Annotated in this window: 22 protein-coding genes and 2 pseudogenes; 7 read left to right on the plus strand and 17 right to left on the minus strand. The window is 74.4% G+C overall.

Annotated features, from left to right (window positions below; translation table 11 throughout):
* Both AB0K51_RS26025 and AB0K51_RS26030 read right to left on the minus strand, forming a co-directional pair.
* Positions 1 to 561 (minus strand): hypothetical protein (locus AB0K51_RS26025; RefSeq protein ID WP_363459536.1); only part of this gene is annotated, 561 nt, incomplete at its 3' end.
* Positions 562 to 697: 136 nt separating this feature from the next.
* Positions 698 to 1978 carry a YncE family protein gene (locus tag AB0K51_RS26030; RefSeq protein ID WP_363459538.1) on the minus strand — a complete coding sequence of 427 codons (1281 nt, stop codon included), beginning with the start codon at positions 1976 to 1978 and terminating at the stop codon, positions 698 to 700.
* Between the two features lie 192 nt (positions 1979 to 2170).
* Here AB0K51_RS26030 and AB0K51_RS26035 point away from each other — a divergent pair, with 192 nt between their 5' ends.
* Entirely contained in the window at positions 2171 to 2797 is a 627-nt protein-coding gene (locus AB0K51_RS26035) for a TetR/AcrR family transcriptional regulator (RefSeq protein WP_363459540.1), read from the plus strand.
* Between the two features lie 230 nt (positions 2798 to 3027).
* Positions 3028 to 4218: a serine hydrolase domain-containing protein gene (locus AB0K51_RS26040; RefSeq protein WP_363459542.1), complete on the plus strand. Its 1191-nt coding sequence runs from the start codon at positions 3028 to 3030 to the stop codon at positions 4216 to 4218.
* Between the two features lie 27 nt (positions 4219 to 4245).
* Here the strand turns inward: AB0K51_RS26040 and AB0K51_RS26045 are convergent, their stop codons facing one another.
* From AB0K51_RS26045 to AB0K51_RS26055, 3 genes are all read right to left on the minus strand, one after another.
* Positions 4246 to 4767 carry a PP2C family protein-serine/threonine phosphatase gene (locus tag AB0K51_RS26045; RefSeq protein ID WP_363459605.1) on the minus strand — a complete coding sequence of 174 codons (522 nt, stop codon included), beginning with the start codon at positions 4765 to 4767 and terminating at the stop codon, positions 4246 to 4248.
* A 137-nt stretch (positions 4768 to 4904) separates the two neighbouring features.
* Positions 4905 to 6533, minus strand: coding sequence for an MFS transporter (locus tag AB0K51_RS26050; protein WP_363459544.1), 1629 nt, complete (start codon positions 6531 to 6533; stop codon positions 4905 to 4907).
* 128 nt (positions 6534 to 6661) lie between these two features.
* The gene (locus AB0K51_RS26055; protein ID WP_363459546.1) at positions 6662 to 7840 is read right to left on the minus strand and encodes a GDSL-type esterase/lipase family protein; all 1179 of its coding nucleotides are present in this window, start codon (positions 7838 to 7840) and stop codon (positions 6662 to 6664) included.
* A 475-nt stretch (positions 7841 to 8315) separates the two neighbouring features.
* Here AB0K51_RS26055 and AB0K51_RS26060 point away from each other — a divergent pair, with 475 nt between their 5' ends.
* Positions 8316 to 8498, plus strand: a complete 183-nt coding sequence (locus tag AB0K51_RS26060) for a hypothetical protein (protein WP_363459548.1) — start codon at positions 8316 to 8318, stop codon at positions 8496 to 8498.
* Positions 8499 to 8529: 31 nt separating this feature from the next.
* On the opposite strand, the gene AB0K51_RS26065 is transcribed toward AB0K51_RS26060, so the two are convergent.
* The 5 genes and pseudogenes from AB0K51_RS26065 to AB0K51_RS26085 form a co-directional block, all read right to left on the minus strand.
* Positions 8530 to 9243 (minus strand): YukJ family protein, encoded by a 714-nt coding sequence (locus AB0K51_RS26065; RefSeq protein WP_363459550.1) that lies wholly within the window; start codon positions 9241 to 9243, stop codon positions 8530 to 8532.
* A gap of 244 nt (positions 9244 to 9487) precedes the next feature.
* Positions 9488 to 10489, minus strand: a complete 1002-nt coding sequence (locus AB0K51_RS26070; protein WP_363459552.1) for a crosslink repair DNA glycosylase YcaQ family protein — start codon at positions 10487 to 10489, stop codon at positions 9488 to 9490.
* Between the two features lie 335 nt (positions 10490 to 10824).
* Positions 10825 to 11379 (minus strand): hypothetical protein, encoded by a 555-nt coding sequence (locus tag AB0K51_RS26075; protein ID WP_363459554.1) that lies wholly within the window; start codon positions 11377 to 11379, stop codon positions 10825 to 10827.
* Positions 11380 to 11476: 97 nt separating this feature from the next.
* Positions 11477 to 12049 (minus strand): annotated as a pseudogene (locus AB0K51_RS26080) (biliverdin-producing heme oxygenase); the annotation flags it as partial.
* A gap of 358 nt (positions 12050 to 12407) precedes the next feature.
* Positions 12408 to 13373, minus strand: a complete 966-nt coding sequence (locus tag AB0K51_RS26085; RefSeq protein WP_363459556.1) for an SDR family NAD(P)-dependent oxidoreductase — start codon at positions 13371 to 13373, stop codon at positions 12408 to 12410.
* 136 nt (positions 13374 to 13509) lie between these two features.
* Here AB0K51_RS26085 and AB0K51_RS26090 point away from each other — a divergent pair, with 136 nt between their 5' ends.
* Both AB0K51_RS26090 and AB0K51_RS26095 read left to right on the plus strand, forming a co-directional pair.
* The gene (locus AB0K51_RS26090) at positions 13510 to 14202 is read left to right on the plus strand and encodes a C40 family peptidase (protein ID WP_363459558.1); all 693 of its coding nucleotides are present in this window, start codon (positions 13510 to 13512) and stop codon (positions 14200 to 14202) included.
* Positions 14199 to 14381, plus strand: a complete 183-nt coding sequence (locus tag AB0K51_RS26095) for a hypothetical protein (RefSeq protein ID WP_363459560.1) — start codon at positions 14199 to 14201, stop codon at positions 14379 to 14381. The genes AB0K51_RS26090 and AB0K51_RS26095 overlap by 4 nt, the downstream gene beginning before the upstream one ends.
* Before the next feature lie 7 nt (positions 14382 to 14388).
* Here AB0K51_RS26095 and AB0K51_RS26100 read toward each other — a convergent pair whose 3' ends face one another.
* From AB0K51_RS26100 to AB0K51_RS26120, 5 genes are all read right to left on the minus strand, one after another.
* Positions 14389 to 15552: an alpha/beta hydrolase gene (locus AB0K51_RS26100; RefSeq protein WP_363459562.1), complete on the minus strand. Its 1164-nt coding sequence runs from the start codon at positions 15550 to 15552 to the stop codon at positions 14389 to 14391.
* Positions 15553 to 15582: 30 nt separating this feature from the next.
* Positions 15583 to 16875, minus strand: coding sequence for a class I SAM-dependent methyltransferase (locus AB0K51_RS26105; protein ID WP_363459564.1), 1293 nt, complete (start codon positions 16873 to 16875; stop codon positions 15583 to 15585).
* Positions 16872 to 17663 (minus strand): DUF1365 domain-containing protein, encoded by a 792-nt coding sequence (locus AB0K51_RS26110; protein WP_363459566.1) that lies wholly within the window; start codon positions 17661 to 17663, stop codon positions 16872 to 16874. Before AB0K51_RS26110 ends, AB0K51_RS26105 begins: the two co-directional genes overlap by 4 nt.
* Positions 17660 to 18952: an FAD-dependent oxidoreductase gene (locus AB0K51_RS26115; protein WP_363459568.1), complete on the minus strand. Its 1293-nt coding sequence runs from the start codon at positions 18950 to 18952 to the stop codon at positions 17660 to 17662. Before AB0K51_RS26115 ends, AB0K51_RS26110 begins: the two co-directional genes overlap by 4 nt.
* 65 nt (positions 18953 to 19017) lie before the next feature.
* On the minus strand, positions 19018 to 20730 hold the full coding sequence (locus AB0K51_RS26120) for an SsgA family sporulation/cell division regulator (RefSeq protein ID WP_363459570.1): 1713 nt from the start codon (positions 20728 to 20730) through the stop codon (positions 19018 to 19020).
* Positions 20731 to 21230: 500 nt separating this feature from the next.
* On the opposite strand from AB0K51_RS26120, the gene AB0K51_RS26125 reads away from it, so the two are divergent.
* Entirely contained in the window at positions 21231 to 21821 is a 591-nt protein-coding gene (locus AB0K51_RS26125; RefSeq protein WP_363459572.1) for a hypothetical protein, read from the plus strand.
* 793 nt (positions 21822 to 22614) lie between these two features.
* A pseudogene (locus AB0K51_RS26130) lies at positions 22615 to 23502 on the plus strand (MinD/ParA family protein); the annotation flags it as partial.
* A gap of 97 nt (positions 23503 to 23599) precedes the next feature.
* On the opposite strand, the gene AB0K51_RS26135 reads toward AB0K51_RS26130, so the two are convergent.
* On the minus strand, positions 23600 to 24538 hold the full coding sequence (locus AB0K51_RS26135) for a beta-1,3-glucanase family protein (protein WP_363459573.1): 939 nt from the start codon (positions 24536 to 24538) through the stop codon (positions 23600 to 23602).
* A gap of 232 nt (positions 24539 to 24770) precedes the next feature.
* The gene (locus tag AB0K51_RS26140) at positions 24771 to 25664 is read right to left on the minus strand and encodes an SGNH/GDSL hydrolase family protein (RefSeq protein ID WP_363459575.1); all 894 of its coding nucleotides are present in this window, start codon (positions 25662 to 25664) and stop codon (positions 24771 to 24773) included.
* Positions 25665 to 25790: the final 126 nt, after the last annotated feature.

Raw genomic sequence — 25790 nt, forward strand, 5'->3', positions numbered from 1 at the left:
GTTCAGGGCCAGGCCGGTCAGGAGCACGAGGGTGATGGCGCCGGCGATGGGAGCCGCTCTGCGCCAGGGGGACGGTGTGCGGGGCGCGGGCGCGGGCGGGAAGTAGTTGTGCTGGATGTTGGAGGCGCCGTGCTGCTGCGCGGTGTTCCCGGAGAAGGCCGCGGTGCCCGTGTTGTGGCTGCCGGTCTGGACCGTGGTCGGCCCGGCGAAGATGTTCTGCTCCGCGGTGCCGCCGTCTCCGGCCGTCGGCCCGGTGATCGCCTGGATCTGGGCGACGGCGTGCTGCAGGCTTTCGGCGAACGCGGGATCCTGCTCCATGGCACGTCTCAGGGCGAGTTCCACCTGCTGCCGGGTGCGCGCGGTGGGGTGCTCCCGCGCCGAGCCGGCCTCCTCGGTCAGGTCGCGGAGCGCGGGGTCCTCGCCGAGCTTGCGGCTGACCAGGTCGTGGAGTCGGCGCATACCGGCGTCCAGTGCGTGGTCGACCTCATCGTCGGCCAGTCCGGCCACCCGCTTCGCCTTGCCGACCAGCCAGGCGAACACGTACCCGACCGCGATCTCCACGCCCGTCACCGCCGCCCCCAAGCAAGGTTGACTGCCCGTCAGACGGTACCGGTCAGGGCCTGCGCCTGCGCCGCATTTGACGGACACCTCGATCGGAGAGGTCCGCCGGAACGGAGCGGGCGCAGGCCCCGGGAGGTCAGGACGCCGGGCCGGTCCAGGTGGTGGGGACGTGGCCGAGGCGGACGCGTTGGGGGTGGTCGCCGACGGGGACGGAGGAAGTGGGGAGGCCGGTGGCGAAGTCGATCGCGGTGACGCGGTCGGCGCCGCTCTCGGAGATGATGCAGGAGCGGCCGTCGCCGCTCACCGTGGCCCAGTACGGCTTGACGGCCGGGACCAGCGGGCCCTCCTGGAGGGTGGCGCGGTCGACGACGGTGGCGTAGTCGTCCATCGTGCCCGCGACGCACAGCCGGTCGCCGGCGGGGCTCATCGCCAGGCCGTGGTGGCGGGAGTCGTTCACCCAGGTGGTGCGGTCCTCGCTGGTCGCGGGGTTCTTCGGCAGGGTCTTGACCCGGGTGATCCGGTCGCCGGCGACGTCGTACTCCACGAAGCCGTTGAAGAAGGAGACCTGGAAGTACAGCGTCGAGCCGTCGGGGGTGAACGCGGCCGGGCGGACCGCGTTGGACAGGTCGGAGCGGCCGAAGGCGTCGAGCCGCTGGCGCATGTCGATGGTGCGGACCGGCTGGAAGGTGTCGGCGTCGACGACGGTGATGTGGCGGTCGCCCTTGGTCCAGTCGAGCCACGGTGCGTCCAGCGCGGTGGTGACGTCGCCGATCGACATGTTCCAGATCAGCCGGCCGCCGTCGGTGAACAGGTTCTCGTGCGGCTTGTCGCCGGTCCGGAACGAGCCGAGCTGCCGACCGGTGGCGATGTCCAGCACGTGCACCGTGTTGGCGGTGGAGGCGGAGACCGCGACCCGGGTGCCGTCCGGCGAGACCGCCATGTGGTCGGATCGGTAACCCGCCACCGGGAAGCGCCAGTTGATCCGTCCGGTGGCGACGTCGATGGAGACCACGTCGGCGAAGCTCGGCCGGGAGACCACCACCGCCGAGCCGTCCGGGGTGGAGTACATGTCGTCGACGAACTGGTCGTGCCCCTCGCCGGGGCCGAGCCGTACGCCGAGGAAGTAGCCGAGCTTGACGGGGTTCAGGTAGATCTCGGCGAGGCGCTGGTCCTTGTCGGGGATGACGTTGATCCGGCCGATCCGGGCCAGGTCGCCGCGGGAGGTGATGACGTCCGCGGTGCCGTCCCAGTTGTTGCCCACGAACATCACCTCCCGCAGCGACGGGGCGGCCTGCTGCGGCCCGCTCGCGGCGGAGGCCGCGGCCGAGGCCGCAGACGGGAGGGCCAGGCTCAGCGCCGCCGCGAGGCCGAGGAGCGGCCGAAGACGACGGGAGCGCCGGTGCTGGGGGAGGGACATCGCGGGCTCCTTCGCGGTGCGCGGGCGGGCCGGCGGCCGGTGGGCAGGCCGGGGCCGCGCTGCGCACGAAGTCTGAAATGACGGATTGTCAGATTGGCGCTACTCGACGGTAGGGAGGGTGCGGCGGCCCTGACAAGACCCCGGTGGGCGAGAATCGTGTCGGGCGGCGAGGCGATGGGGCGGGTGGGGCGGATGGGGCAGGCGACGGGCACGTACGGCGGCCGGTCGGCGCAGGAGCGGCAGGCCGAGCGGCGGGAGCGCTTCCTGGCGGCCGGACTCCAGCAGTTCGGCGACCGGCCCGGTTACCGGCACGCCTCGGTGGCCGGGCTGTGCGAGGCGGCCGGACTGTCGACCCGTCAGTTCTACGAGGAGTTCCGCAACCTGGAACAGGTCCTCGCCCAGCTCCACCTGCAGGTCAACGACCACAAGGAGCAGGCCGTCCTGCACGCCCTGACCAACGCCGCCGGGCAGCCCTTCGCCCAGCGGATCGCCGCCGTGCTCGGCGCCTACGTCACCGCCGCCACCGAGGACCCCCGCCGGCTGCGCATCGCCTTCGTCGAAATCGTCGGCGTCAGCGAGGAGTTGGAACGCCAGCGGCTGGTGCGGCGCAAGCGCTGGGTCGAACTGATCGTGGCCGAGGCGGAGGCCGCCGCCGCCCGCGGCGAAGTGCCGCCCCGGGACTTCCGGATCGCCGCCACCGCCTTCATCGGCGCCGTCAACGGACTCCTCCACGACTGGACGGCCGGACAGTTCGAAGCCACCCTCGACCAGGTGGTCCACGAGCTGACCACCCTCCTGCTCGGCGCCACCGGCCGCTGACACCCGGCGCGCCGGCACGCCGCCCGGCGGTGGCGACCAGGCGATGGCGGCCGGCCCGGTGGCGACCAGGCGGCACCGGCCCGGCGGTGGCGGCCAGGCGGGTGGAAACGGGACGGGCGGGTGGGGATCGGCCGGGTCGGCGGGCGGGGGCGTGGTCGGCTTGACGGGTGGTCGAATCCGCCGCCGGCCCGTTCCGTGCCGGTCCGTTCCGTGGGAAGTGATGTGCTGTGATGCGACGATCCTCGGCTCTGCGGCTGGCCGCCGTCCTGGTGGCCGCAGCCGTGCTCGGCCCGGTCGGCGGGGTGCAGGCGCAGGCCGCGCCGGTGTCCGTGGTGGCGCCGCGGACGGTGGACGAGGACTGCCCGCTGGACCCGGCGCTGGCGGCGCGGCTGGACGAGGCGATCGCGCGGGTGCAGGCCGAGACGGGGACGCCCGGCGTCGCGGTGGGAGTGTGGCTGCCGGGGCGGGGGAGCTACCTCCGGGCGACCGGGGTGGCCGACCTCGCGACCGGCGAGCCGATGCGGACCGACATGATGGTGCGGATCGGCAGCGAGACCAAGACGTTCACCGTCACCGCACTGCTGGAACTCGTCGACCAGGGACTGGTCGGACTGGACGACCCGATCGCGAAGTACGTGGACGGCGTGCCCGACGGGGCGAACATCACGCTGCGTCAGCTCGCCGGGATGCGCAGCGGGCTGTTCCCGTACACCTCGGACGAGGAACTGCTGCGCACGGTCTTCACCGACCCCGGGCGGAGCTGGACGCCCCAGGAGCTGCTGGCGTACGGCTTCCGGCACGACAACACCTTCGCGCCCGGCGCGCAGTTCGAGTACTCCAACACCAACCTGATCCTGCTCGGCCTGGTGGTGGAGAAGATGACCCACCGGGACCTGGCGGAGGTGATCCGCGACCGGGTCGTGCGGCCGGCGCACCTGCACCGGACGTTCCTGCCGTCCGGGCCGGAGTTCCCGCAGCCGCACCCGCACGGGTACACGCTGGACCTCGCCGGGCAGCGCGTCGACGCCACCGACTGGAACCCGAGCTGGGCGTGGGCCGCCGGCGCGATGATCTCCGACCTGCCGGACCTGCGGCGCTGGGCGAAGGTGGTGGCCACCGGCGAACTGCTCAGCCCCGCGACCCAGGCGCAGCGCCTGCGCTTCGAGCCGACCGGCTTCCCCGGGACGGGCTACGGCCTCGGCCTGATCGACAGCGACGGCTGGATCGGGCACAACGGTTCGCTGCCGGGCTACGAGACGGTGACCGTCTACCTGCCGGAACAGGACGCCACCCTGGTGATGATGCTGAACACCGACCAGCTCGTCGGGACCCAGGAGCCGAGTTCGCTGTTCGCCCGCGCGATCACCGAGATCATCACACCGGACCACGTCTACGACCCGAAGCAGCCCCCGCTGCGCTGACGGGTCGTCGGACGGTGCGGCTCGGGTCTACGCGGCGAGCAGCGGGGCGGTCTCGGCGCGGGTGAGTGCGATCAGGGCGACGTCGTCGGCGAGGTGGTGGGTCCAGTCGCGGACGTCGTGGTCGAGGAAGGCCAGGAGCTCGGCGGGGCTCTCGCAGGGGTGCGTGGTGACGCGGTCCGCGGCGGGGTAGAACTCGCCGCTGGCGTTCCGGGCCTCGGTCAGGCCGTCGGTGTACAGCAGGAGCGACTCGCCGTCGACCAGCGGGAGTTGACGGGGCGTCGGGGCGTCCGCGCCGAGCGCGCCGAAGCCGAGCGGGAGCAGCGACGGGACGGCCACCTCGCGGGCGCCGGACGGGCCGACGGCGAGCGGGGCGAGGTGGCCGCAGTTGACCACCTCGACGGCGGGACGGTCGGCCCGGTGCTCCAGCAGCAGCGCGGTGGCGAACAGCTCGTGGTCGCCCCGGGACGCGGCGACCCGGGAGGTCTGCCGGTCCAGCCGGGCGGCCACTCGCCGAGGTCGCCGGTCTCGTGGGCCTGGGAGCGGAAGCAGCCGAGCAGGTCGGTGACGGTCTGCACGGCCTGCAGGCCCTTGCCGCGGACGTCGCCGATCAGGATCCGGGTGCCGTGCTCGGTGTGCACCGCCTCGAAGAAGTCGCCGCCGATGCCGGTGCCCGCGGTCGCCGGCTCCTAGTGGCCGGCCAGCCGCAGACCGCCGAGACGCTCCGGAATGGTGTGCAGCACGGCCTGCTGCAGGGCCGCCTCGCTGGCCCGGCTGCGGGCCAGCCGCTCGCTCTGCTGCCGGCGGGTCCACACCGCGAGGCCGGTCACCGCGCCGACCGCCAGCGCCGCGGCCAGCGCCGCCGGACGCTGCGCCGCCTGCTCGCCGGCGATCACCCGCACCAGCAGGTACTCGCCGCCCGCCGCGGCGGCCACGCCGACCGCCACCGCCGGGATGCCCGCGACCAGCGCGGCGGCGGCCACCACGCCGACGGCGACCCAGAGCAGCTGGGTGGCGTCGCCCGGGGCCGCACCCAGGCTGATCGCCGAGGTGTAGGGAAGGGCCTGCGCCGCGGCCGCGCCGAGCAGCACCGCGACCGGGTGCAGGGCCGCGGCGCCGAGCCGGGCCCGCGGCAGCGAGGAGAGGAACCAGGCCATCTGCGGGACCTGGGCGATCATCACACCGAGGCCGGTGAGCGCGGTGGCGAGCGAACCGGCGGCCAGCCAGGCGTCCGTACCGGCGGGCAGCACGTGCAGCAGCACCAGGCCGAGCGCGGCCAGCGGGAGGCCGAGCGAGCAGCCGGCGACCGGGGCGATCCGGCGGTGGCGCACCAGCACGGACCCGGCCGCGCCGCCCAGGCCGAACATCGACAGCAGCAGCGTGCCCTGCGCGGGGGTCGCCCCGGCCTGCACGGCCAGCACCGGCACGGCGGCCATCAGCGCCAGCTGGGTGCAGCCGACGGCGACACCGGTGGCCAGTGCCATCCAGGCCGCCCGGGCGGGCATCGCGAACGGCAGGCCGCGGCGGACCAGCCGCCAGCCCAGCACGGTCAGCCCGAGCGGGACGGCGGCGAACAGGGCGACCGTCCGCGGGTCGGCCCAGCCCCAGACCGGGGCGACCTGCAGGGCGGCGACCGCGGTGGCCGCGACGCCCGCCAGGGCGGTGGTCAGCACCCGGTCCCAGGTCCCGGCCGGGGAGCCGACCGGCTCCGGCAGCCGGCGGCGGGCCGAGGCCAGCAGGACCAGGGCGATCAGGCAGCCGATTCCGGCGGCAGCGCGCAGCGAGAACAGCGACGGGGTGCGCGGGATCAGGTTGGCGGAGACGAAGAACGCCGCCGACATCACGGCCAGCCAGCCGCCCAGCACCCGGGTCATCCGGCCCGGGGCGTTGAGCGCCGGCACCAGCATCAGACAGCTGACGAACAGCGCCGCCGCGGCGACCGTGATCACCCCCCGGCCGAGCAGGTACGACCAGCCGGAGAAGGCCGCCGTCTGGACGGCCAGACCGGCGGCGAGCGCCGCCAGCGACCACAGCAGCACCCGCCGCCGGCCCCAGCGGTCGCCCGCCTGGCCCGTGCCGAACATGGTCAGCACCGTGGCCGCTGCGCCCGCCACCTTCATCACGGCGACCTGGCCGGGGCGCAGGTCGAAGGCGGCCACCACGACGGGCTGGGCCGCACCCTGCAGCACCGGGGTGATGACGTAGTAGACGGCCGCCAGCGACAACAGCACCGAGACCGGCCGTCCGGCACCGCCCCGCGCCAGGGCGGGCAGGGCGGTGACGGCGCGCGGCGGGTCGGCCGTGATCTCGGCGGCCATGCGGAGAACCTCGTTTTCGGTGGCGAGTGGGACTTCCTCCCCCTACATTCCGAGGCTCCCGCGAAAATGTGCCGCAGATAAGTAACAAAAGTCCCCTGTCGGGAAAGGCTCGGCGAGCCTGCCTGAACCTAGGGCAGCGGAGCGAGCGAGACGCCCGAGGCGTCCTGGCCCGCGGTGCTGCGACAGGCGAAGTTCCGGCCGGCCGGCTGGGCGGAGACCAGGTTCAGGCAGCGGCCGAGGCCGAGCTCCCCGTAGTAGTTCGGGTGGAACGACTCCTGCATGGTGCCCTGGGTGGCGCCGGTGGTGAGGAAGCGCGCCCACTCGCCGGTGGCCGCCGTCACCGGCTTGGTGTCGGTGGCCAGCCGGGCCGCGGTGGCGCAGACCTCGTGGCCCTGCAGGAAGTTCTGCAGGTCGAGGAACTGCACCCGGCGGTCCGCCGCCACCTGGGCGAGACGCTGCGCCAGCTGCGGGACCAGGCCGTCGCGGGCCCAGTCCAGGTCGCCGTCCCAGAACGGGCAGCCGCCCGTGCTGGTGCGGGCCCAGCCGCTCTCGCCGTAGCGGGCCTCGGAGCTGCGCGGGATCGGCGACGGGTAGGACTGCAGCACGATCCGGTAGTCGGCGTCCGCGTAGCCGTCGGCGGTCATCACGGCGCGGATCTCGTCGATCGACCGGCCGACGTCGGCCATCGCCGAGTCGATCTTCGCGTCGATGGCGGCCTGCTGGTCGTCGTGGCAGTACGAGTACCAGATCTCGTAGTCCTTGACGCAGGTCGCGATGGCGTCGGCGAAGCCGAGGTCGTTGCCGCCGATCGACAGTGCGATCAGGCCGACCCGGCGCTGCGACGCCAGCGTGGCGAGCTGGTCGGCCTGCGGGGCCTCGCCCTTGAAGGACTGGCCGCCGCTGCCGGCGCGGAACACGTTCGCGGTGGTGGCGCCGGAGCAGGCCAGGTTGACCGCGGTGGCGGAGCCGAAGGCGCTGAGCACCTCGGCGGAGTCGGAGCGGTCGCACCCGCTCTGGTAGGTCGTGCCGTACACCTTGGCCGGGGTGTAGCCGCTGCCGTTCCACGCCCGGTCGGTGCCGCTGCGGCTGCCGGAGGAGGTGTCGCTGTTGCCGGCCCAGCGGCCGCCCTCGCCGGAGATGTAGCTGTCGCCCAGCGACACCGCGATGGCGGGGCCGCTGCCCGGGGCGGCCAGCGCGGTGGGGGCGCCGACGGCCAGCAGGCCCGGGACGAGGAGCGGGAGCGTGAGGGCGGCGGCGGTGAGCCGTCTGCGGGCGCGCCGGGGCGCGGTGGGGCTGATCGGTGACATGTGAGGGTACTCCTGCGCTCGGCCTCAACTGCCTGACACAGCAAGGCGCGACGGGGGAAACAGGAACCGGCGGGGGCGGATCCGCCCAAGGGCCGGATATGGCGAGAAATGTGACACAACCGGCTTTGTTACCGCTAGGTATCTGCAGCACCTTTCTCGGCTCGCCGCCCCACCCGTCACATCTACGCGCGATGCTCAACCCGCCTGGTCCGTACCAGAGTTGATCTCCGGGCGGGCATCCCGGGGGTCGGTGGCGGGGCGTGACAAGTCGAGCGCGGAAAGTGTTCACTCGATCGGATGGCCGACGGTGCGTCAGGGCGCGGCGGGCGCGGGTTCGTGGCTTGCTGGCACCTGGTGGAGCGCGGAAGGCGCGCTGCGGAGGAGCGGGAGTCCAGTTGCCCAGAGTCACACCGGACCGGCGGGACGGCGGTCGCCGGGCGGAAGCGCCGGAACTCGCCCGGGGGCAGGTGCGGCCGTGACGCCGGGGGCGGCCCTGCTGGTCGTGGCCGGGGTGCTGGCCGGATCGGCGCTCGGCTGGTGCGCGGTGAACCGGGTCGTGGGCCGCCGCGAGCGGGCCCGGGCCGAGCGGGCCGCCGCCGACCTGGCGCTGTGCGAACGCCTGTGGGCGCTGCCCGCCCGCGACCGGGACCGGGGCTGACAGCGGAGCGGGGCGGCGGCCCGGCCGTCGGTCAGTGGTGGTCGGCGGGTCGCGGGTGGTGGCCGCCGCGGGGCTTGGGCAGGTGGTTGTCCAGCGCGTGGCCGGTGTGGTCGTCGGTGTGCCAGGACTGCGACTGGAAGGCCAGGAACATCGCGATCCAGCGTGACGCGCCCGGCAGATGGATCAGCAGCGCGCCGTCCTGCCACACGCCGTCGTCGCCGCGGAACTGCGTGCTGTTGCCCTGGTTCATGTGCACGTCGTGCACGCCGTTGCCCGGCTTGAAGCCGAACACCTTGTCCGGCACGCTCGCCTCGGTCGGCCACCGCTGGCCGAACACGTACAGCACCGCCCGCGGGTCCTCGATCGCCTGCAGCACCTGACGGTCCAGCAGGTCCGGCAGGTCGTTGTCCGCGCCCGGGCGGTCCGGCGGCAGCGTGCGCATCGCCGCGTGGTCGAACAGCTTGCCGCGCACGAAGTCCAGCGCCGCCGTGCCCGGCCGGGACGGCAGCGCCGTCCAGCCGGCGGCGGTGGCCGGAAGCTGCGCCGTCACCGGGTGTGCGAAGTCCTCGTCCACCAGGTACAGCAGCTCCGAAGGGGCCTGCTGCGACTGGACGTTGACGGCGGCCCGGAAGTGCGTGCCGGCCTGGTCCACCAGGTGGATCTGGTAGTGCGGGGTGTCGGTCGTGCCCTCGCGGCGACGGTCGACGGCCCGGGCGGCGAGCACGCCGTAGTGGTCGATGGGCATCCGGAGTCCTCCCGGCGGACGGGTACGAGGCGAGCTTTCCTTCCCCGCACTCTCCCGCACGGCTCGTCGCCCCGGCCGCCAAGTCACCCGATGTTCACCCGCCCGGAAGCCAACTCGCGCGTACGCCTTGACCGGGTCCGGCCGAGCTCCGGAACGGCGACGGTCTCCGCCAGCCTGATCCCGCGCGCTCCCCAGCTTCGAAGGTTCCCGCACTGGCGGAGCAGCGCTAGGCCACCGGCGGGTGTCAGGAGGCCTCGCGGAGGGGGCGGGTGCGGGCGGAGTCGGTGTGCAGGAGGGTGCGGGCGGCGAGGTCCACGGCGAGGTGGGTGCCGCCGAGGAGGACGGCGCGGTCGCCGAGCGCGGAGCGGAGGACGGCGGGCGGTTCGGGCAGACGGCGGGCGAGTTCGGCCCGCAGCGGGCGAAGCATCCCGGTCGGGTCGAGCCCGCCGCTTCCGCCGAGGACCACGGTCTCCAGGCCGGTGGCGAGGGCGAGCGGCACCAGCGCGTCCACCAGCCGGGCGAGCGTCTCGGCGGGCGTGGCCGGGACCGGTCGCGGCGAGCCCGGACGGGCGGCCAGGTGTGGTCGGCGGTGCAGCACCAGCCCTACGCCGGACGGATCGGCCACGTCCACGAACGCCAGGTGTTCGACCTCGCGGCCCGCATTCAGCAGGTGCCGGTGCTCTGCGTACGCGGCGAGCTGGGACGGCCGGACCTGGATCGGTTCGGCGACGGTCTCCCGGCCGACGGTGCCCTGCCCGGCGCCGGTGGCGGCGGTCCGGCCGCTGGCGCCGTCGCGGCCGTGCACGGCGAGCACCCCGCCGTGCAGATCGGCGACCGTCACGCCGGTGCCGCGCAGCAGCAGCTCGCGTAGGCGGCGGGCCTCCTGGCGGGGGTCGTCGGTGCGGCGGCGGGGCCGTTCGACCTCGGCCAGCGGGACGCCGTCGAAGCCGGCCAGCAGGGCCCGGCACGTGTCCGGGCCGATCTCGGCGACCAGAACCCAGGCGGCCTCCGGGGCGAGCGCGAACGCGACGGGGGGCCGCCCGGTGCGCACGGTCGCGCCGTCCGCGCGGACCAGGCCCTTGTCGAGCAGGTCCTCGAAGATCGCGGAGACCGTGGGCTTGGACAGCCCGGTCAAGCGGGCGAAGTCGGCGCGCGAGCCGGGGCCGCCGGTGCGGAGCCAGTCGACGGCGAGGCGCAGGTTGTGGACGCGGGTGAACTGCGGGGTGGCTCCTGCCGGGAAGCGCATGGGTCTGCCTCTGCGGGATCGGGAATCGGATGGTCGGAGCGCGCCGGGCGGAGCGGGAGACCTGACGGTCCAGCCTGCCGGGAGGTCGGGGTCGTTGGGCCTGACGGTGCGCCAGGTCGGGAAGGTGCTGCGGGTGACGGTCCGGCGGGCGGACGACGGGCGTCCGCCCGCGTGTCGGAGCGTCGGGAGCGGGGTGTCGGTGGAACGGTGGCAGCGGACGGTGCGTCAGTGGACGGCGGCGCCGGACAGGTCGGGGAAGAGCACCTCGGTGAGGTAGCGCTCGGCCTCCTGCGGGCCGAGGACCCTGGTGAGGATCGCGCGGCGACCCGGGTCGGTCAGCTGGGCGGCCCGGTAGCGGTCCCAGTGGGCGAGGAGTCGGCGGTCGAGCGCAGGTCGTCGAGCGGTTCCTCGGAGGCGATCGCGGCCAGGTACTCCTCGATCACGGTGGCCGCGAATGCGCAGAAGTCCTCCAGCTCCGCCGGGTCGGCGGGCGTGACGGCCAGGCAGAACGAGGAGAACACCGAACACCACGGCGGCAGTTCACGGGCCACCGAGCGGGTCGGCCGGTCCGGCGTGGCCAGGATGCGCCGGTAGCGCTCGGGCAGGCCGGCCTCGGAGACGGGGGAGAGGTCGACCACCGCCGCCAGGGCGCCGCGCGGACCGGCCGCCGCGAAGAGGCCGAGGATCGGGGCGGGCCGCTCCGGCCACGGCACGGCCACCACCCGCACCCCGCTGACCTGGCCGAGGAACTCCTGGACGTCCACGTAGGCGAAGTGCTCGGAGCGCAGCGGCGTCGGGCGGACGGTGTACGCGCCGTCCGGGCTCGACAGTTCCGGGGCGTCGAACTCGGCCGGTATCGGGGCGGGCATCACGCCCGGCAGGGCCAGCAAGCCTGGTGCGGGTCTCGGCCGCGAAACCCGCGAGCAGCTCCGGGAAGCCCGGGCCCGTCGCGGCCTGCCCGCCGAGGCGGCACCGGCGCAGCCAGCGGCCGAAGGCGTGGAAGTGCGCACTGGCCGCCGCGGTGGCGGCGGCAGTCCCGGCATCGTCGAAGCCCTGGGCCTCGGCGACCTCCACGAACGAGCGGAACCGGCGGCGGGCGTCGCCGTCACCGGCGAAGAAGGCCACCCCGTGCTCGGGGGTCAGGCCCAGCGCGTCGTTCACCCAACGGGTGATCAACTGCGCGCCCAGGCCGGATCCCTCGACCACGTACAGCATGCCGAACAGCCCGGCCGGGCCGTCCGGGCGGGGTACCTCGGTACAGCGCGGCAGAGCGGCGATCCGCTCCGCCGACCAGCCGAGCCGGCGCAGGTCCTGCACCAGCCGCGCGGCGCCCGGCGGGACCCGCCAGGCCAGGCCGTGTTCGGCGGCGGTCGCCGCGAGAAGGTCCTCCAGGGGCTCCTGGAAACCCAGGAACGCGCCGAGTACCGCCGCGTACGCCTCCTCCGAGGTCAGGCGGGCCAGGAAGTCGAGTTCCTCCTCCTGCGCGGCGTGCGCCGCTCGGGTGCCGTCGCGCAGGTGCTGGAGCAGCGGGGTGGAGGTGGTCGGTCGCACAGTCGCCATGCTGGATGTCCGTCCGGTCGGATGCCCGTGTGCGGGGTGAACGCCCACCGTTGGGCCCCACACCCCGTGCAACGGGCCGTTGCCGGGACCGGTTCGAAATCCGGCCGCATCTGCTCGAACCGGCCCGTGTCCGGCCACGTTCACCGCGCGAGGAGCACCATCGCGTTCCCCGGCGTTGGCTGTGCGGCCCTCCACGCTCGGCGCCCTCACCGGGGGTGGGGGGGAATGCCGTGACGTGCGCACGCGGCTGCTTCGCCGGCTGGGGACGTAGCTCCGGGCGCCTGCGGCGGGCCGGGCGGACGGTCGGGGAGCCGGGCCGTGTGCTCCCGGCGGTCGGCCGGGGTGGCGTGACGCGGGCTCAGGCGAGGAGGGCCTGGACGGTGCGGGGGACGGCTTCGGCGGGCGGGGTGGTGGTCCAGCCCAGCTCGGTGCGGGCACGGGTGGCGTCGGGGAGGGGGTGGGAGAGCAGGAAGTGGAGTTCGCCGCTGGCGAGCAGCGGGGGACGGCGCAGCAGGCGGGCGGCGGACTCGCCGAGGGCGGCGAGGGCCTTGGCGACGGGGGCGGGCATGGTGGGCGGGACCTTGGCGCCGGGGGCCGCGGCGGCGACGAGCTCGGCGATCCGACGGAGCGTCAGGTACTGGTCGGAGAGGATGTAGCGGGAGCCGACCGGCGCGGCGGCCGCGAGCAGGTGGCCTTCGGCGACATCCGGGGCGTAGACGACGGGCAGGCCGCCGGGCGGCAGCGCGGGGACCTGGTTGCGCAGCAGCTTGAGCAGGACCTGGTTGAGCGTGGTGCCGACCGTGCCGGGGCCGTACACCGCGGACGGGTGGACGATCCGGGCGGGCAGCCCGTCGCGGAGCACCGCCTCGGTGACGTGCTCGTCCGCGGCGAGCTTGGAGCGCTGGTAGGCGGTTCCGAGGCGGCCACTCGCCAGCCGGCTCTCGTCGAACGGGACGCCGGGGCTGCGCTCCAGGGCGTCGATGGTGCTGGTGTGGACGAAGCACCGGACGCCCTCGGCGAGGGAGGCGGCGACCAGGTGGCGGGTGCCGCCGAGGTTGACCCGCTCGAAGGCGCCCGGGTCGGACAGCCACTGCTCCGGCAGGCCGGCCACGTGGAAGACCGTGTCGCAGCCCGCGACGGCCTGCCGGACGCTCGCCTCGTCGGTGACGTCGCCGGCCGCCAGCTCCACCGCGGCGGGCAGCAGCGCGGCCGCCCGGCCGGGTGCGCGGACCAGCGCGCGGACCTGGATGCCGTCTGCGAGCAGCCGCCGGGCGACCAGATTGCCCACCGTGCCGGTGGCGCCGGTGACGAGTGCGCGGTGCATGGAGAATTCCCTTCCGTCGGAGAGTGATTGAGCGTATCAGTCGGTGGTCGGGGAGAATTCCCGGTGAACCGGCGGGGGTTGGCGGGACGTCAACGGGAACGGAGCAGATATCACGATCCGGAGAAGGTGAACCCGCATGGCGGAAACCCGAATGACCCGACAGAACTCGCTGGTCCGTGCGGTGGCGGTGTTCGCGCTCACCGCCGCGGGGCTGGCCTCGAGTTCCCCCGCACAGGGCCGGTCGGCGCCCGACCATGCCGGCACGGCGGCGGCGCCGGCCCCGCGCTGGGAGCTCGGCACCGCGAGCCGGGGCGGTGAACGTCCGCAGCTGACAACCGATCTGACGGACCGTCCGGAGCTGCGCGGCGCCGACCACGGAGTCCAGCGACTGCCTGTGGTACCGCCGCCCGCCGCGCAGCCGGCGGCCCAGACCGTGGTCGAGCCGGTGACCGAGGCGCGGGGCGAACGGGCCGTCCGGCTGGCGCTGGAGCAGGTCGGGAAACCGTATCGCTGGGGGGCCGAAGGGCCCGATTCCTTCGACTGTTCCGGCCTGATCGAGTTCGTCTACGGAAAGTCCGGTGTGGAATTGCCGAGAACCACCTGGGACCAGCTGGGAACCGGGCGTCGGGTGAATGTGTCGGAAATCGCTCCGGGCGATCTGGTCTTCTATCACCAGGGCTCGCACGTCGCCCTCTACATCGGCGGCGGGAAGGTGGTCCACGCGCCGCACACCGGCACCGACGTGCGGGTCGCCGAGCTCGACATGATGCCGGTGCAGACCGTGGTGCGGCTGCCGCGCGCGGCGGAACGCACGGAGGTCGGGCGGTGACGGCGAAGGCGGGCCTGCTGGCCGTGCTCGCGCTGCACGTCTGCTCGCTGCTCGGCTGGTTCGCGGCGAAGACGGTGTCGGTCCGCCGGGAACGGACCAGGGCTCGGATGGCCGCCGCCGACCTGGCGGTGTGCGAGCACCTGTGGGCGCTGCCCGAACGCGAGCACGACCGCGACTGACGGCCCGTCACTCCACCTCGCGCCCCAGGTAGCGGCGGTGCTGGAGGTCGACGAAGGCGGTGATCGCGTCGGTCACGGCGGCCGTGCGGCGGGACGGGAAGACGTCGAACATGTGCTGCGCGCCGGACAGTTCCGCGTAGGCGACGGGTTCGGCGGAGACCGCGCGCAGGCGGTCGGCGAAGCGGCGGGCGCCCGACGCCGGGACCAGGCAGTCCTCCGCGCCGTGCAGGACCAGGAACGGTGGCGCCGCGGCGTGCACCCGGTGGACCGGGGAGGCGGCGGTGTAGGCGCCCGGATCGCGGTCCAGCGGGACCTGCATGATCTGCTGCTCCAGCCGGCGCAGCCACAGCGGACGCCAGGTCTCCCGGGCGTCGGTGACGTCGTACACGCCGTGCAGGGTCACGGCGGCGCGGACCGAGGTGTCCACCTCCTCGAAACCCGGCTGGTAGCGCGGGTCGTCCGGGGTGAGCGCGACCAGGGCGGCCAGCAGGGCGCCCGCGGAGCCGCCGGTGACGCAGAGGAAGTCCGGGTCGGCACCGAACTCCCGGGCGTGGGCGCGGTACCAGGCGATCGCCCGCTTGCAGTCCGCCAGCTGGGTGGGGAAGGCGACCTGCGGGCTGAGCCGGTAGTTGGCGTTCAGCCCGACCCAGCCCGCCGCGACCAGACGGCGCAGCAGCGGCCCGCCCTGGCTGCGCTTGTCGCCGTCGAGCAGCGAGCCGCCGTGCAGGTACAGGACGCCGGGCCTCAGCCGCTCCGGCACCGGGTCGGCGGCGGGCCGGTACACGTCGAGGTGCAGCGGGACGCCCGCGACCTCGGCGTACACCACGTCGCGGGTGACGATCCGTCCGGCGAGGGGCGGGCCGCCCGCCGGGGGCAGCCCCGCCGCGTGCAGCACCGCCGGGGTGCGGTGGGCGAGCGCGACGACCCGGAGCAGGCCGGCCGCGCCGAGCGCCGCCGCAGCGAGGCCGACCAGGCCGGCCGTCCGGTCCAGCGCCCCGGCCGCGGCCAGCGCCGTGGTCAGCAAGGCATCGGCGGCCAGCCAGGTCGGGGCGAGTTCGGCCGTCACCAGGACGGCGAGGAAGACCGTCTTCGGGGCGTCGGCTGGCGGGCGCAGCGCCAGCGCGGCGAGCCCGCAGAAGGCGACGCCGACGAGCAGGAGGAGAAGTGCCATGGATGCGCTGGGTTCCTTGCCGGTGGGTGGTCAGGGCCGTTCGATCAGCAGCTGGTAGGTGTCGAGGAACCCGGAGCGGAACCCGGCCTCCGAGTAGGCGAGGTAGAGCGTCCACATCCGGCGGAAGGTCTCGTCGAAGCCCTGCGCGTCGATCGCCGGCGCGGCGGCGGTGAACGCCTCGCGCCACAGCCGCAGGGTCTCGGCGTAGTGCGCGCCCATCGACAGCCGGTCGGTGACCCGCAGCGAGGTGGCGGCGAGATGCTGGTCGACGGCCTCGGTGGAGACCAGCTGGCCGCCGGGGAAGACGTACTTGTCGATGAAGGTGAAGGTGTCGCGGGCCCGCAGCATCCGCTCGTGCGGCATGGTGATGGCCTGCAGGCCGATCCGGCCGCCGGGGGCCAGCCGCTCGTCCAGGGTGCGGAAGTAGACCGGCCAGTAGCGGTAGCCGACCGCCTCGATCATCTCGACGCTGAGAATCACGTCGTAGCGGCCGCGGACCTCCCGGTAGTCGGACAGCTCCACCGCGACCCGGTCGGCCAGGCCGGCCCGGGCGATCCGCTGCCGCGCCAGGTCGCGTTGCTGGTGGGAGAGGGTCAGCGAGACCACGTCGGCACCGCGGGCGGCGGCGCGAAGGGCGAGCTCGCCCCAGCCGGTGCCGATCTCCAGCACCCGCACGCCCGGGCCGACGCCGGTGGCGTCCAGCAGGCGGTCGATCTTGCGGTGCTGAGCGGCCGTCAGCAGCTCGGGGGCGGCCACCGGCCGGCCCGCCGGGTCGGTGTCGAACAGCGCGGCCGAGTAGGTCATCGACTCGTCCAGCCAGGCGGCGAACAGGTCGTTGGACAGGTCGTAGTGCGCGGACACGTCGCGTCTGGCCGCCTCCACGGTGCCGTGCCGCTCAAGCCGGCGGCGCGGCAGCACCAGGCGGCGCAGCGACTGCAGGACCGGCGGCACCAGACCGTCCAGGCGCTCGGCGAGCACGGTCAGCACCGCGGTGGGGTCGTCGGCATCCCACTCGCCGGCCAGGTAGGACTCGCCGAAGCCGACCAGGCCGCCGGTGCCGAGCCGCGCCGCGAACGCCGCCGGCCGGTGGACCCGCAGCACCGGACCGCCGGCACCGAGCCGGCCGTCGGTGCCGGGCCGCTCGGCGGTGGGCGGCAGTTCGACGGAGAGCGGGAGGTCACGCACGGCGCGGGTGAACACCGCCCAGGCGGCGCGGGCTCGCAGCGGGGCGCGCGGGACGCGGGCGACGTCCGGCCAGCGGTCGGCGTTCGGCTGCGGCAGGGCGGCGGCGTGCTGCGCACGGGTGCGGGTCGGCGTGGTCAACGTCGGACTCCCTCGGGGACGGTGCGGGCGGTGCGGGCGGGGCGGGGGAAGACGGGCAGTCCGGCCAGCCACAGCCGGACGCCCTGGAGGCGGATCCGGGCGGCGGCGGCCAGCGGGGCGAGCGGATGGCGTACGGCCAGCCGCAGCAGCGCGGCCGGAGTGGCGGTGCGGCGCACACCGCGCACGGCGGCGGTGAACTGCCGCCCGCCGGGCGGCTTCAGCACCACCGAGAGGGCGAGGTCGGCGCCGGGCTCGGGCACGGTCATCCGGTACTCACCCACCGGCGGGTGGAACGGAGAGACGTAGAAGTCCTTGGCGGCGGTGGCCCGGCCGCGCTCGTCCGGGTGCAGCAGGTACGTGTGCCGCCCGCCGTAGGTGTTGTGCACCTCGGCGAGCACGCCGGCCGACGAGCCGTCCCGGCGGTGGCACCAGTACAGGGTCAGCGGGTTGAAGACGTGGCCGAGCACCCGGGCCTGGGTGAGCATCAGGATCCGGCCGCCGTCCAGGTCGACGCCGTGCCGGGCGAGTTCGGCCTGCACGGTCGCCCGGATCGACGCCCCGGCGGCGGACCGGCGTCCGCGGGGCAGGTCGCCGCCGGTCAGGTGGTCACGGGCGTCGAAGCGGGCCAGCGGACGCAACGGCCGGGGCAGGCGCGGCAGTTGGTCCAGGTCGACCAGCCAGAGGTAGCCGCGGTGGCGGAAGGCGTGGGGGATCGGCGCGGTACGGACGTGCGTGATCGTGCACGGGTACAGCGCGGCGCCCGGCAGCGGCCGGGTCAGCGCCCTCACCAGCCGACCCCGAGCGCCGCGGCCGCGCGCACCCCGGAGGCGCAGCCGTCCTCGTGGAATCCCCAGCCGTGGTACGCCCCCGCGTACACCGTGCGGGCCGTGTCCAGCTCCGGGAGCCGGCGCTGCGCGGCCACCGAGGCCGGGGTGTAGACCGGGTGACGGTACGTCATCTCGGCGACTGCGGCGCCGGGTCGGACCGGGCGGTCGCCGAGGGTCACCACGCAGTCGCCGGGGATGTCCAGGCGTTGCAGGCGCTTGACGTCGTAGCTGATCCGCACCTCGGCGCCGCCGGTGGTGGCGCAGCCGTCGACCAGGTAGTTCCAGCTGGCGCGCACGGAGCGGCGGCCCGGCAGCGCCGAGCCGTCGGTGTGCAGCACGGCCCGGTTCGGGGCGTAGCCGATCGCGCCGAGCACCGCCCGCTCGTCGCCGGTCGGGTCGGTGAGCAGGCGCAGCGCCTGGTCCGGATGGACGGCGACGACGGCCGCGTCGAAGGGCAGCAGCTCACCGTCGGCGCGTACGTCGACCCGGTCGCGGTGGCGGGTCAGCGCTCGCACCGGGGTCGAGGTGCGCACCGCGGTGAGGTCCTTGACGGCCCGTTCGACGTAGGCGCGGGAACCGCCCTCGATGCTCCGCCACACCGGGGAGCCGGTGACCCGCAGCAGGCCGTGGTTGGCCAGGAAGGCCATCAGGTAGCGGGCCGGGTAGTGCAGCGCCTGCCCGGCCGGGCAGGACCACACCGCGGCGACCAGCGGCACCACGAAGTGGTTGGTGAAGTACCGGTCGAAGCCGTGGAGTCGAAGGAACTCGCCGAGGGTCGGCTCGTCCGAGCCGGCGGGCGCGGTGGCCAGCGCGCGGCCGAGGCGGTGGAAGCGCGGCACCTCGGTGAGCAGCCGCAGGTAGCGCGGCCGGGCCGCCGCCCCGGGGTGGGGCAGCAGGCCGCGCAGCCCCCGGCCGCCCGCGTACTGCAGGCCGCAGCCGCGGCACGTGACCGACATGCTCATCTCGGTGTCGAAGGTGCGCACCCCGAGTTCGCGGAAGAGCCGGGTCAGCTGCGGGTAGGTCCGCTCGTTGTGGACCAGGAACGCCGAGTCGACCGGCACGGGGCCGCTCGGCGTCGGCAGGTCGTGGGTGTGGGCGTGCCCGCCGAGGCGGTCGTCGGCCTCGAACAGGGTGACGTCGTAGGCGCGTTGCAGCAGGTAGGCGGCGGTCAACCCGGCCACGCCGGAGCCGATCACGGCGACCTTCCGCCGCGGGGCGCCGGGGGTCGGAACTGGGGTCGGCACATCCATGACGGGCGCCCTTCAGGCTCGGCGATCTTACGAAACCGGTACACGGCGGCCCGGCCGACACGGGTTCAGATCTCGTCCGCGGAACTGCGCAGCAGCGCGTCGACGTCGAGGGCGGCGTGCTCCGTGCCGGCCGGCGCCAAGGCCAGCGAACGCTCGAGGAAGAGCTCCAGGAACGCCCGCGGCACCAGCAGCACGCAGTGCCCGTCCGGACCCTGAAGCAGCACGTGCACCACCGCCCGGCCCGCGTACACCTCGGGCCGGGCCTTGACCGCCAGCAGGCCGGCCGGCCGCTGCAGCCCCTCCAGCAGCACCTCGCGCGGCAGTTCCCACACCGGGTGGCTGCCGGGCTCGAAGTGGAAGGTGCTGCGGACGAAGTGAGGATCGGCTGCCGAGTACGAGAACTCCACAGGCAGCAACAGCAGTTGCTCACCGGGCAGGCTCAGCACCAGCTCCGCCCAGCCGCACAGCTCCGCCCGGCCGGGCTCGTCCGTCGCGATCCCCGACCAACCGTGGGCCGGCGCCAGCATCGCCATCCGGCCGAGCGCCGCCGGCCCGGTGCGACGGCGCAGTGCGAGCGCCCCGGGCGTGCCCAGGGAGGACGCCTCCAGCAGCTCCAGGAACTGCAGCACCTCGCCCAGCCCGTCGCCGGTCGCGATCTCCTGACCGTCCGCCAGCTCCAACCGCAGCCGCACCAGGCACAGCAGCTCCGCCCAGCGCTGGATCTCGTGCTCGTACCGGGCGTCCGGGAGCGCCCTGGTCAGCGCAGCCACCGCGGACCTGGTCGAGGCGATCAGCCGCTGGTGGCGCTCGCGCAGATCGGTGTCCTCGGCATCCGTCGGTAGGCCCGTGCACCGGTCGCGCAGCACCCCGGACCGGCGGCCGGCCGGCCGGCCGAAGGGCAGCCGCACCTTGGACGACACCGCCAACTGTTCGCCGATCTCCGCCGAACTCCAGCCCTGCACCCGGGCCAGCACCGCCCCCGCACGGTCGTGGTCGAGCGGAGCGAGCAACTCCACCAACCGCTCCCGGCCGACGGTCTGCAGGCGCTCGTTGGCGAACGGGTCCCCCGGTGAGGACTCCCACACCCCGAAGCCGTGGAACAGCGCCCGGTGCTCCGGGTCCACCCCGCCGGGTCGACGCAGCACCACCCGGACCTCGTGCTCCACCCAGCGCAGGAACCCGGCCTTCAACCCGGCCTGCCGCGCCGGTCGTCGCGCCGCGGTGGCGGTCCTGGCGTTCGCTCCGACCGGGGCTGCGGACATCGCGCGGCCGAGGGCGGTGCGGGCGGCCTTGGCGGCGGCAGCGCCGGTGACCGCTCGGGTGGCGGTGCGGCTCGGGGTGCCGCTCGCGGTGCGGGTGGACTTGCGGGTGGAGGACTTGCGCGTGGCCTTGCGGAAGGGCCTGCCCGGCGGCCGGGCCGGCCTCCCCGGGCGGTCGCCGACGGGCAGGCCCTTGGCGCGCAGCCGGGCCACCGCCCGGGCCACCGCCAGGTAGGCCGTCTCCTCGCACTCGGCAGCCGCCAGGCGGGCCGAGCGTGGCCCGGGCAGCCGGCCTGCGTACAGCGCGGCGAGCACCAACGGCAGTGCGTAGCAAGCGAGTTCGGCGGCCACCAGCTCGAAGCGCGGCCCGCCGAAACCGTCCGCGGCCAGCTCCCGGTGCAGCCGGCGGTCGGCCCGCTGCCGCTCCCGGTCGCGGCGCGCGGCCAGCCCGTGCAGCACCCGGAGCCCGCTTGGCGAGCCGACCACCGCCAACGCCTCCTCGAACAGCTCGTCGCCCACACCGCGGGCGCCGTTCCCATCGCACGATTGCCGAGTCACCGGTCTGCCTCTCGCTCGTCGTCCCCCCGGATCGGACCGCGCCGCCGAGCCGGGCCGCTCTTCGGCCAGATCCGAGAGAGCGGACTGGGCCCGGAAAACGCGAGGGCCCCGGCCCACCGCACGGGGAACGGCGGGACCGGGGCCTACGAGCCCGGAGCACAGGGGCCGACGGCGGAGGGGAGACGCCGCCGTCGGATCACTCCGGGCGGTGTGCGGTCCGCCGCGAACGACGGGGGCAGAAGGACGCGAGGACCGCACATCCCTCACCACGGACCGAGGAGCGGCGGCGGTTCACCGCGGGTCCCGCGCCAGGGGACGTCCGAGCCGAGGGCCGGCTCCCGGGCGACCCTCGAGGCGCGCTGCCGCAAGGCGAGGACGTGGCCCCGCTGAACCGCCGGTCGCCGGGTGCCGTTCTTGCGGATGCCGCCCCGCCGCGGCACCCGACTTCGACAGGAGCGACCATGGATCGCCTTCGTGGCGCCGTCGTGCTCGGCACGACCGCGCTCATCACCGTGGGCGGCGCGAGCACCGCCTTCGCCTGGCCGGCCGGGAGCATCACGCTCACCGCGACCTGCCGCAACGACCCCGGCAAGATCGTGCTGACCGTCAGTGACACGTACAGTGCCGGGATCGACTTCACGCTGACCAACGACAAGACCACCGAGAAGGTCACCGGACACGTCGAGGGCCACGGCAAGACCGAGAAGACCGTGCACTACAACGGCGCGGGCACCGTGTGGACCTTCAAGGCCGTCACCGACAAGGGCGAGAACCTCAGCACCTCGGTCACCCTCGCCGACGAGAAGCGCTGCAAGGAGGCCACCCCGACGCCCACCCCGAGCCCCACCCACAGCCCCAGCCCGACGCCCACGCCGACGCCCACCCCGACCCCCACGCCGACGCCCAGTCCCACGCCCACCAAGCCGCCGGCGCAGCAGCTCGCGTACACCGGCATGGAGGACCCGGCGGTGGTGGTCGGTGGCAGCGCCGTCCTGCTCGGCGGCGGCCTCGGCGCCGCCTACCTCACCCGCCGGGCGCGCCGCCGGATCTGATGGCGTGCCAGCGGCCGGATCCGACGGCGCACCAGCCGTCGGATCACTCGACGCACCGTGAACGCACGACTCGAGCCGCCCGCGACCACCCGGTGAACGGGAGATGCGGGCGGCTCCGTTCTACCCCCTGAAGGCAGATGGGGAACGAAGGAAGGATGCCCCGGTGACGATCGAACAGGTTGGCGCCGACTCCCGTGTGGAGCGGCTCGAAGAGGGCGGCCGCTGGGACTGGGCGGGTGCTCCCGACTACGGCCCGGCCGGCTGGCTCGCCGCCTCGCTGCGCCCCGCCACCCCCCAGGAGTCGGGAGTCGTGCTGGACGCGTTCGGCACCACGCTGAAGCCCGTGCAGCCGGAAGCCGCCGGCACGGTCGTCGTGCCGGCCGGGCTGCTCGTGCCACCGGGAACGGTCGCCCCGCCCGGTCCGACCGTTCCGGTTGCTCCGGTTGCTCCGGTCGTTCCGGTCGTTCCGGTCGTGTCGCCTGCGGCCGGGGGACCGGTCGACGCCGTGACGCCCGTGGTGGCGGTGCCGCCCGGGCCGCTCGCCTCGCCCGCGCTGCCCGGGCAGATGGTGTCGCCGATGCCGGTGCAGGCGGCATACACGGTGCAGGCGCCGCACGTGGTGCAGGCACCGCCCGCGGTGCCGACCGTGGCCGTGGCGCCGCCCCTGCCGGCGGCGCCTCCCGCTCCTTCGCCCGTTCCGGCCGCTGCCGTTGCTGCCGCCGCCGTTCCCGCTCCGACCGATGGCGGGACCGATGCCGAGGCCGGGCCCGTCGGCCCGCCGCGGACCGAGCGGGCGCCGCTGGGAAGTGCGGCCGCCGTCGACCTCTCCTCCGAGAAGCTGATCCGCAAACAGCCCAACCCGCGCGGCGGCCTTCGCAGGTTCACCGGCCTGGTCGGCGGACGTCCGCACGCCGACCAGCTCCGCACCGTCCGCACTCCGCTGCAGCGCTGCTACCGGATCGCCGTGATCAGCCTCAAGGGCGGCGTCAGCAAGACCACCACCACGGCCGTGCTCGGCGCGATGCTCGCCGGGGAGCGCGCCGACCGGGTCATCGCGATCGACGCCAACCCCGACTCCGGCACGCTCGGCCGCCGGGTCGAGCGGCAGACCGACGCGACCATCCGCGACCTGGTCTCCGCGCTGCCCGACCTCGACACCTACATGGACATCCGCCGCTTCACGTCGCAGATGTCCGGCGGCCTGGAGATCCTCGCCAACGACACCGACCCGGCGGTCTCCCGCACCTTCAACGACCAGGACTACCGGCGGGTGATGGACACCCTGAGCCGCCAGTACCCGATCGTGCTCACCGACTCCGGCACCGGCCTGCTCTACAGCGCGATGCGCGGCGTGCTCGAACTCGCCGACCAGGTCGTGGTGGTGGCCACCCCCAGTGTCGACGGTGCCACCAGCGCCAGCATGACCCTCGACTGGCTGGAGGCCCACGGCTTCGACGAGCTCGCCGAACGCGCCGTCACCGTGGTCTCCGGCGTCCGCGAGACCGGCAAGCTGCTGCGCGTCGACGACGTGGTCGCGCACTTCGAGAGCCGCTGCCGCGGCGTCGTGGTGGTCCCGTTCGACGAGCACCTCTCGCTCGGCGCCGAGATCGACCTCGACCTGATGCGACCCAAGACCCGGGCCGCCTACTTCGACCTCGCCGCCATGGTGGCCGAGGACTTCGCCCGGCCGCAGCCACAGCGCCACTGACCGCACCCTGCGGCCCGACCGGTCGGTGAATGGGACTCACCGACCGGTCGGGCCGCAGCGTCGTGCGGTGCTACCAGCCGATCCCGATGGTCAGCCGGCTCGGCGGGTTGGCGTTGGGCAGGATCCGCACCGAGCTCTGGTCGTCGATGTCGTCGATGTCGTCGATGTCGTCGATGTCGTCGTAGGCGAAGCCGTAGGCGCGGTGGCCGAGGCCGACGGTGTGGAAGAAGCCCGCGTAGTCGTTCTTCGTCCCGGACGCCGGGTAGTAGGCGGACGGGGCGTACCACTTGGCGGTGTCGAGGGCCACGCCGCGGTTGAAGGCCGCGCAGAACTCCGCGCCGAGCTCCAGCTCGGTGGTGGCCATGCCGGCCGAGGCGAGCGCGCCGGAGCAGGCCATCACGTCCGCGGTGGTGGGCTTGCTCAGGTAGAACGGGCCGACGCCGTCCTTGGTGAACTGGAGCCGGCCGCCCGTCACCCGCCTGGAGAAGGTCTGGTTCAGCCGGGTCAGGGTGAACTGGTTCGCGGTGTAGTAGGCCCAGGCCTGGTCGATGGCGGGCTGCAGGTAGCCGGCCTGGCCGCCCCCGGGGCGGAACGCCGACGCGCTGCGCGGCGCGGTGATCCAGTCGGCGCCGGCCAGCGGGCGGAAGGCCGCGCCGACGGCGGAGCCGTACTGGGCGAGGACCTGATCGCGGGTCAGGGCGATGCCGACGGTCTGGTCGTAGGCGGTGGCGGTCTGCTCCAGCCGGGCGGTGACGGGGAAGCCGAACATGTCGACCTGGGTGGTGTTGCCCCCGAACGGGATCACGCCGTACTGGTAGGTGAACTCGTACCAGTCGAAGTACACGTCGCTGTTCGGGTCGGCGGGGTTGAGCAGATCGGGCCCGCCCCAGCCCGCGTCGTCCGGCGAGACCGGGATGTACATCGGCGAGCCGACGGACAGGTACATCCGCGCGCCCTCCAGGTGGGCGGGGACGGTCACGGTCGACGCCTGGGCCAGCGAGAAGGACATCGCGGCGTAGGTGCGGCCGTTCTTGGCCGCGGGTGTTGTTCTCTTCGTCCAGGTGCCGACACCCACGACGTCTCCCTCACCTTCAAAAGCGGGCAGCCGGCCGACTTCGTCAACCTCAACTGGTTCTCGTTCGGGCACTGACGCCCTGACGCGGCGAGCCCCGGCGCGGGTGGATCACCCGCGCCGGGGCCCTTCCGGCGGATTCCGGCGTCCGGGAGCCGGGCGAGTCTCTTTAGCCGGCAGCGGAGTTGATGGTGGCGAGGAAGGCGTCGGCGATCAGCCCGTAGCCGGCCGGGGTCGGGTGCAGGTCGCGGGCGGCGGTGCACTGGGTGGTGTAGGCGCAGATCAGGCCGACGTTGAGCGGGACGGTGCCGACGCCGGGCAGCGTCATGGTGCTGGTGAAGTCGGCGGTGTGCCAGAGCTGGTCCGAGTCGACGGTGCGGAAGTCCTCCGCGGCGTAGTCGGCGGCCTCCTGCGTGTTGAACTGCCCGACCACCTGGACCGACTGGGCGGCCACGGTCTGCCCGGCCGGGCCGGTCAGCCAGGTCGCCAGCAGCGGGTCGTAGGTGCCGTTGCCCACGTACACGGGGCTCTTGCCGCCGGCGATGTGCAGCCGGGCCAGCAGGGCCGTCAGGTTGGTGCGCACGGTGCTCAGCGCGCCGGGGACGCAGGCGGCGTCCACGCCGGTCGGACCGGCGCAGGCGTTGAGGTCGTTGGCGCCGATGTTGAGCGTGACGAACGAGACCTGGCCGCGGTGCGAGGACAGGAACGCCTCCGCCGCGGCCAGCTGGCTGGAGTAGCCGTCGTAGGCGCAGTGCCCGCCGGCCACGAAGGTCACGCTGGTCTCGCCGGTGCAGCCCAGCTTCACCAGCCGCAGCCCGGGGCGGGTCTGCGACAGCTTGGCGAACAGCTGGTCCGCGTACCCCTGGTTGGTGTTGCCCAGGCCGGGCTGGTAGCCCTGGGCGAGCGAGTCGCCGAGCGACAGGTAGTAGGTGACGTTGGAGGTCGTCGGCGCGGGGGTGGTCGCCGCGGAGGCCGCGGACTGCCCGGCGAGGGCGAGGGACAGGGCCGCGGCGGCGGCCAGTCCGAGGCGGTTGAGCTTGCCGAGCTTGCCGAAGGTGCGCAAGGAATCTCCCAGGGGAAGGTGGCGGCCGAGGTGATGGCGAGCGTTGCCCATCCGCACCAACGGCCGTACCCGGGAGCCCGGTTCAACGGACCGGTCGAGGGCCGGAGCGGCCGGCTCGCTGGTGGG

Source organism: Kitasatospora sp. NPDC049285 (genome assembly GCF_040678815.1).
Taxonomy (GTDB): Bacteria; Actinomycetota; Actinomycetes; order Streptomycetales; family Streptomycetaceae; genus Kitasatospora.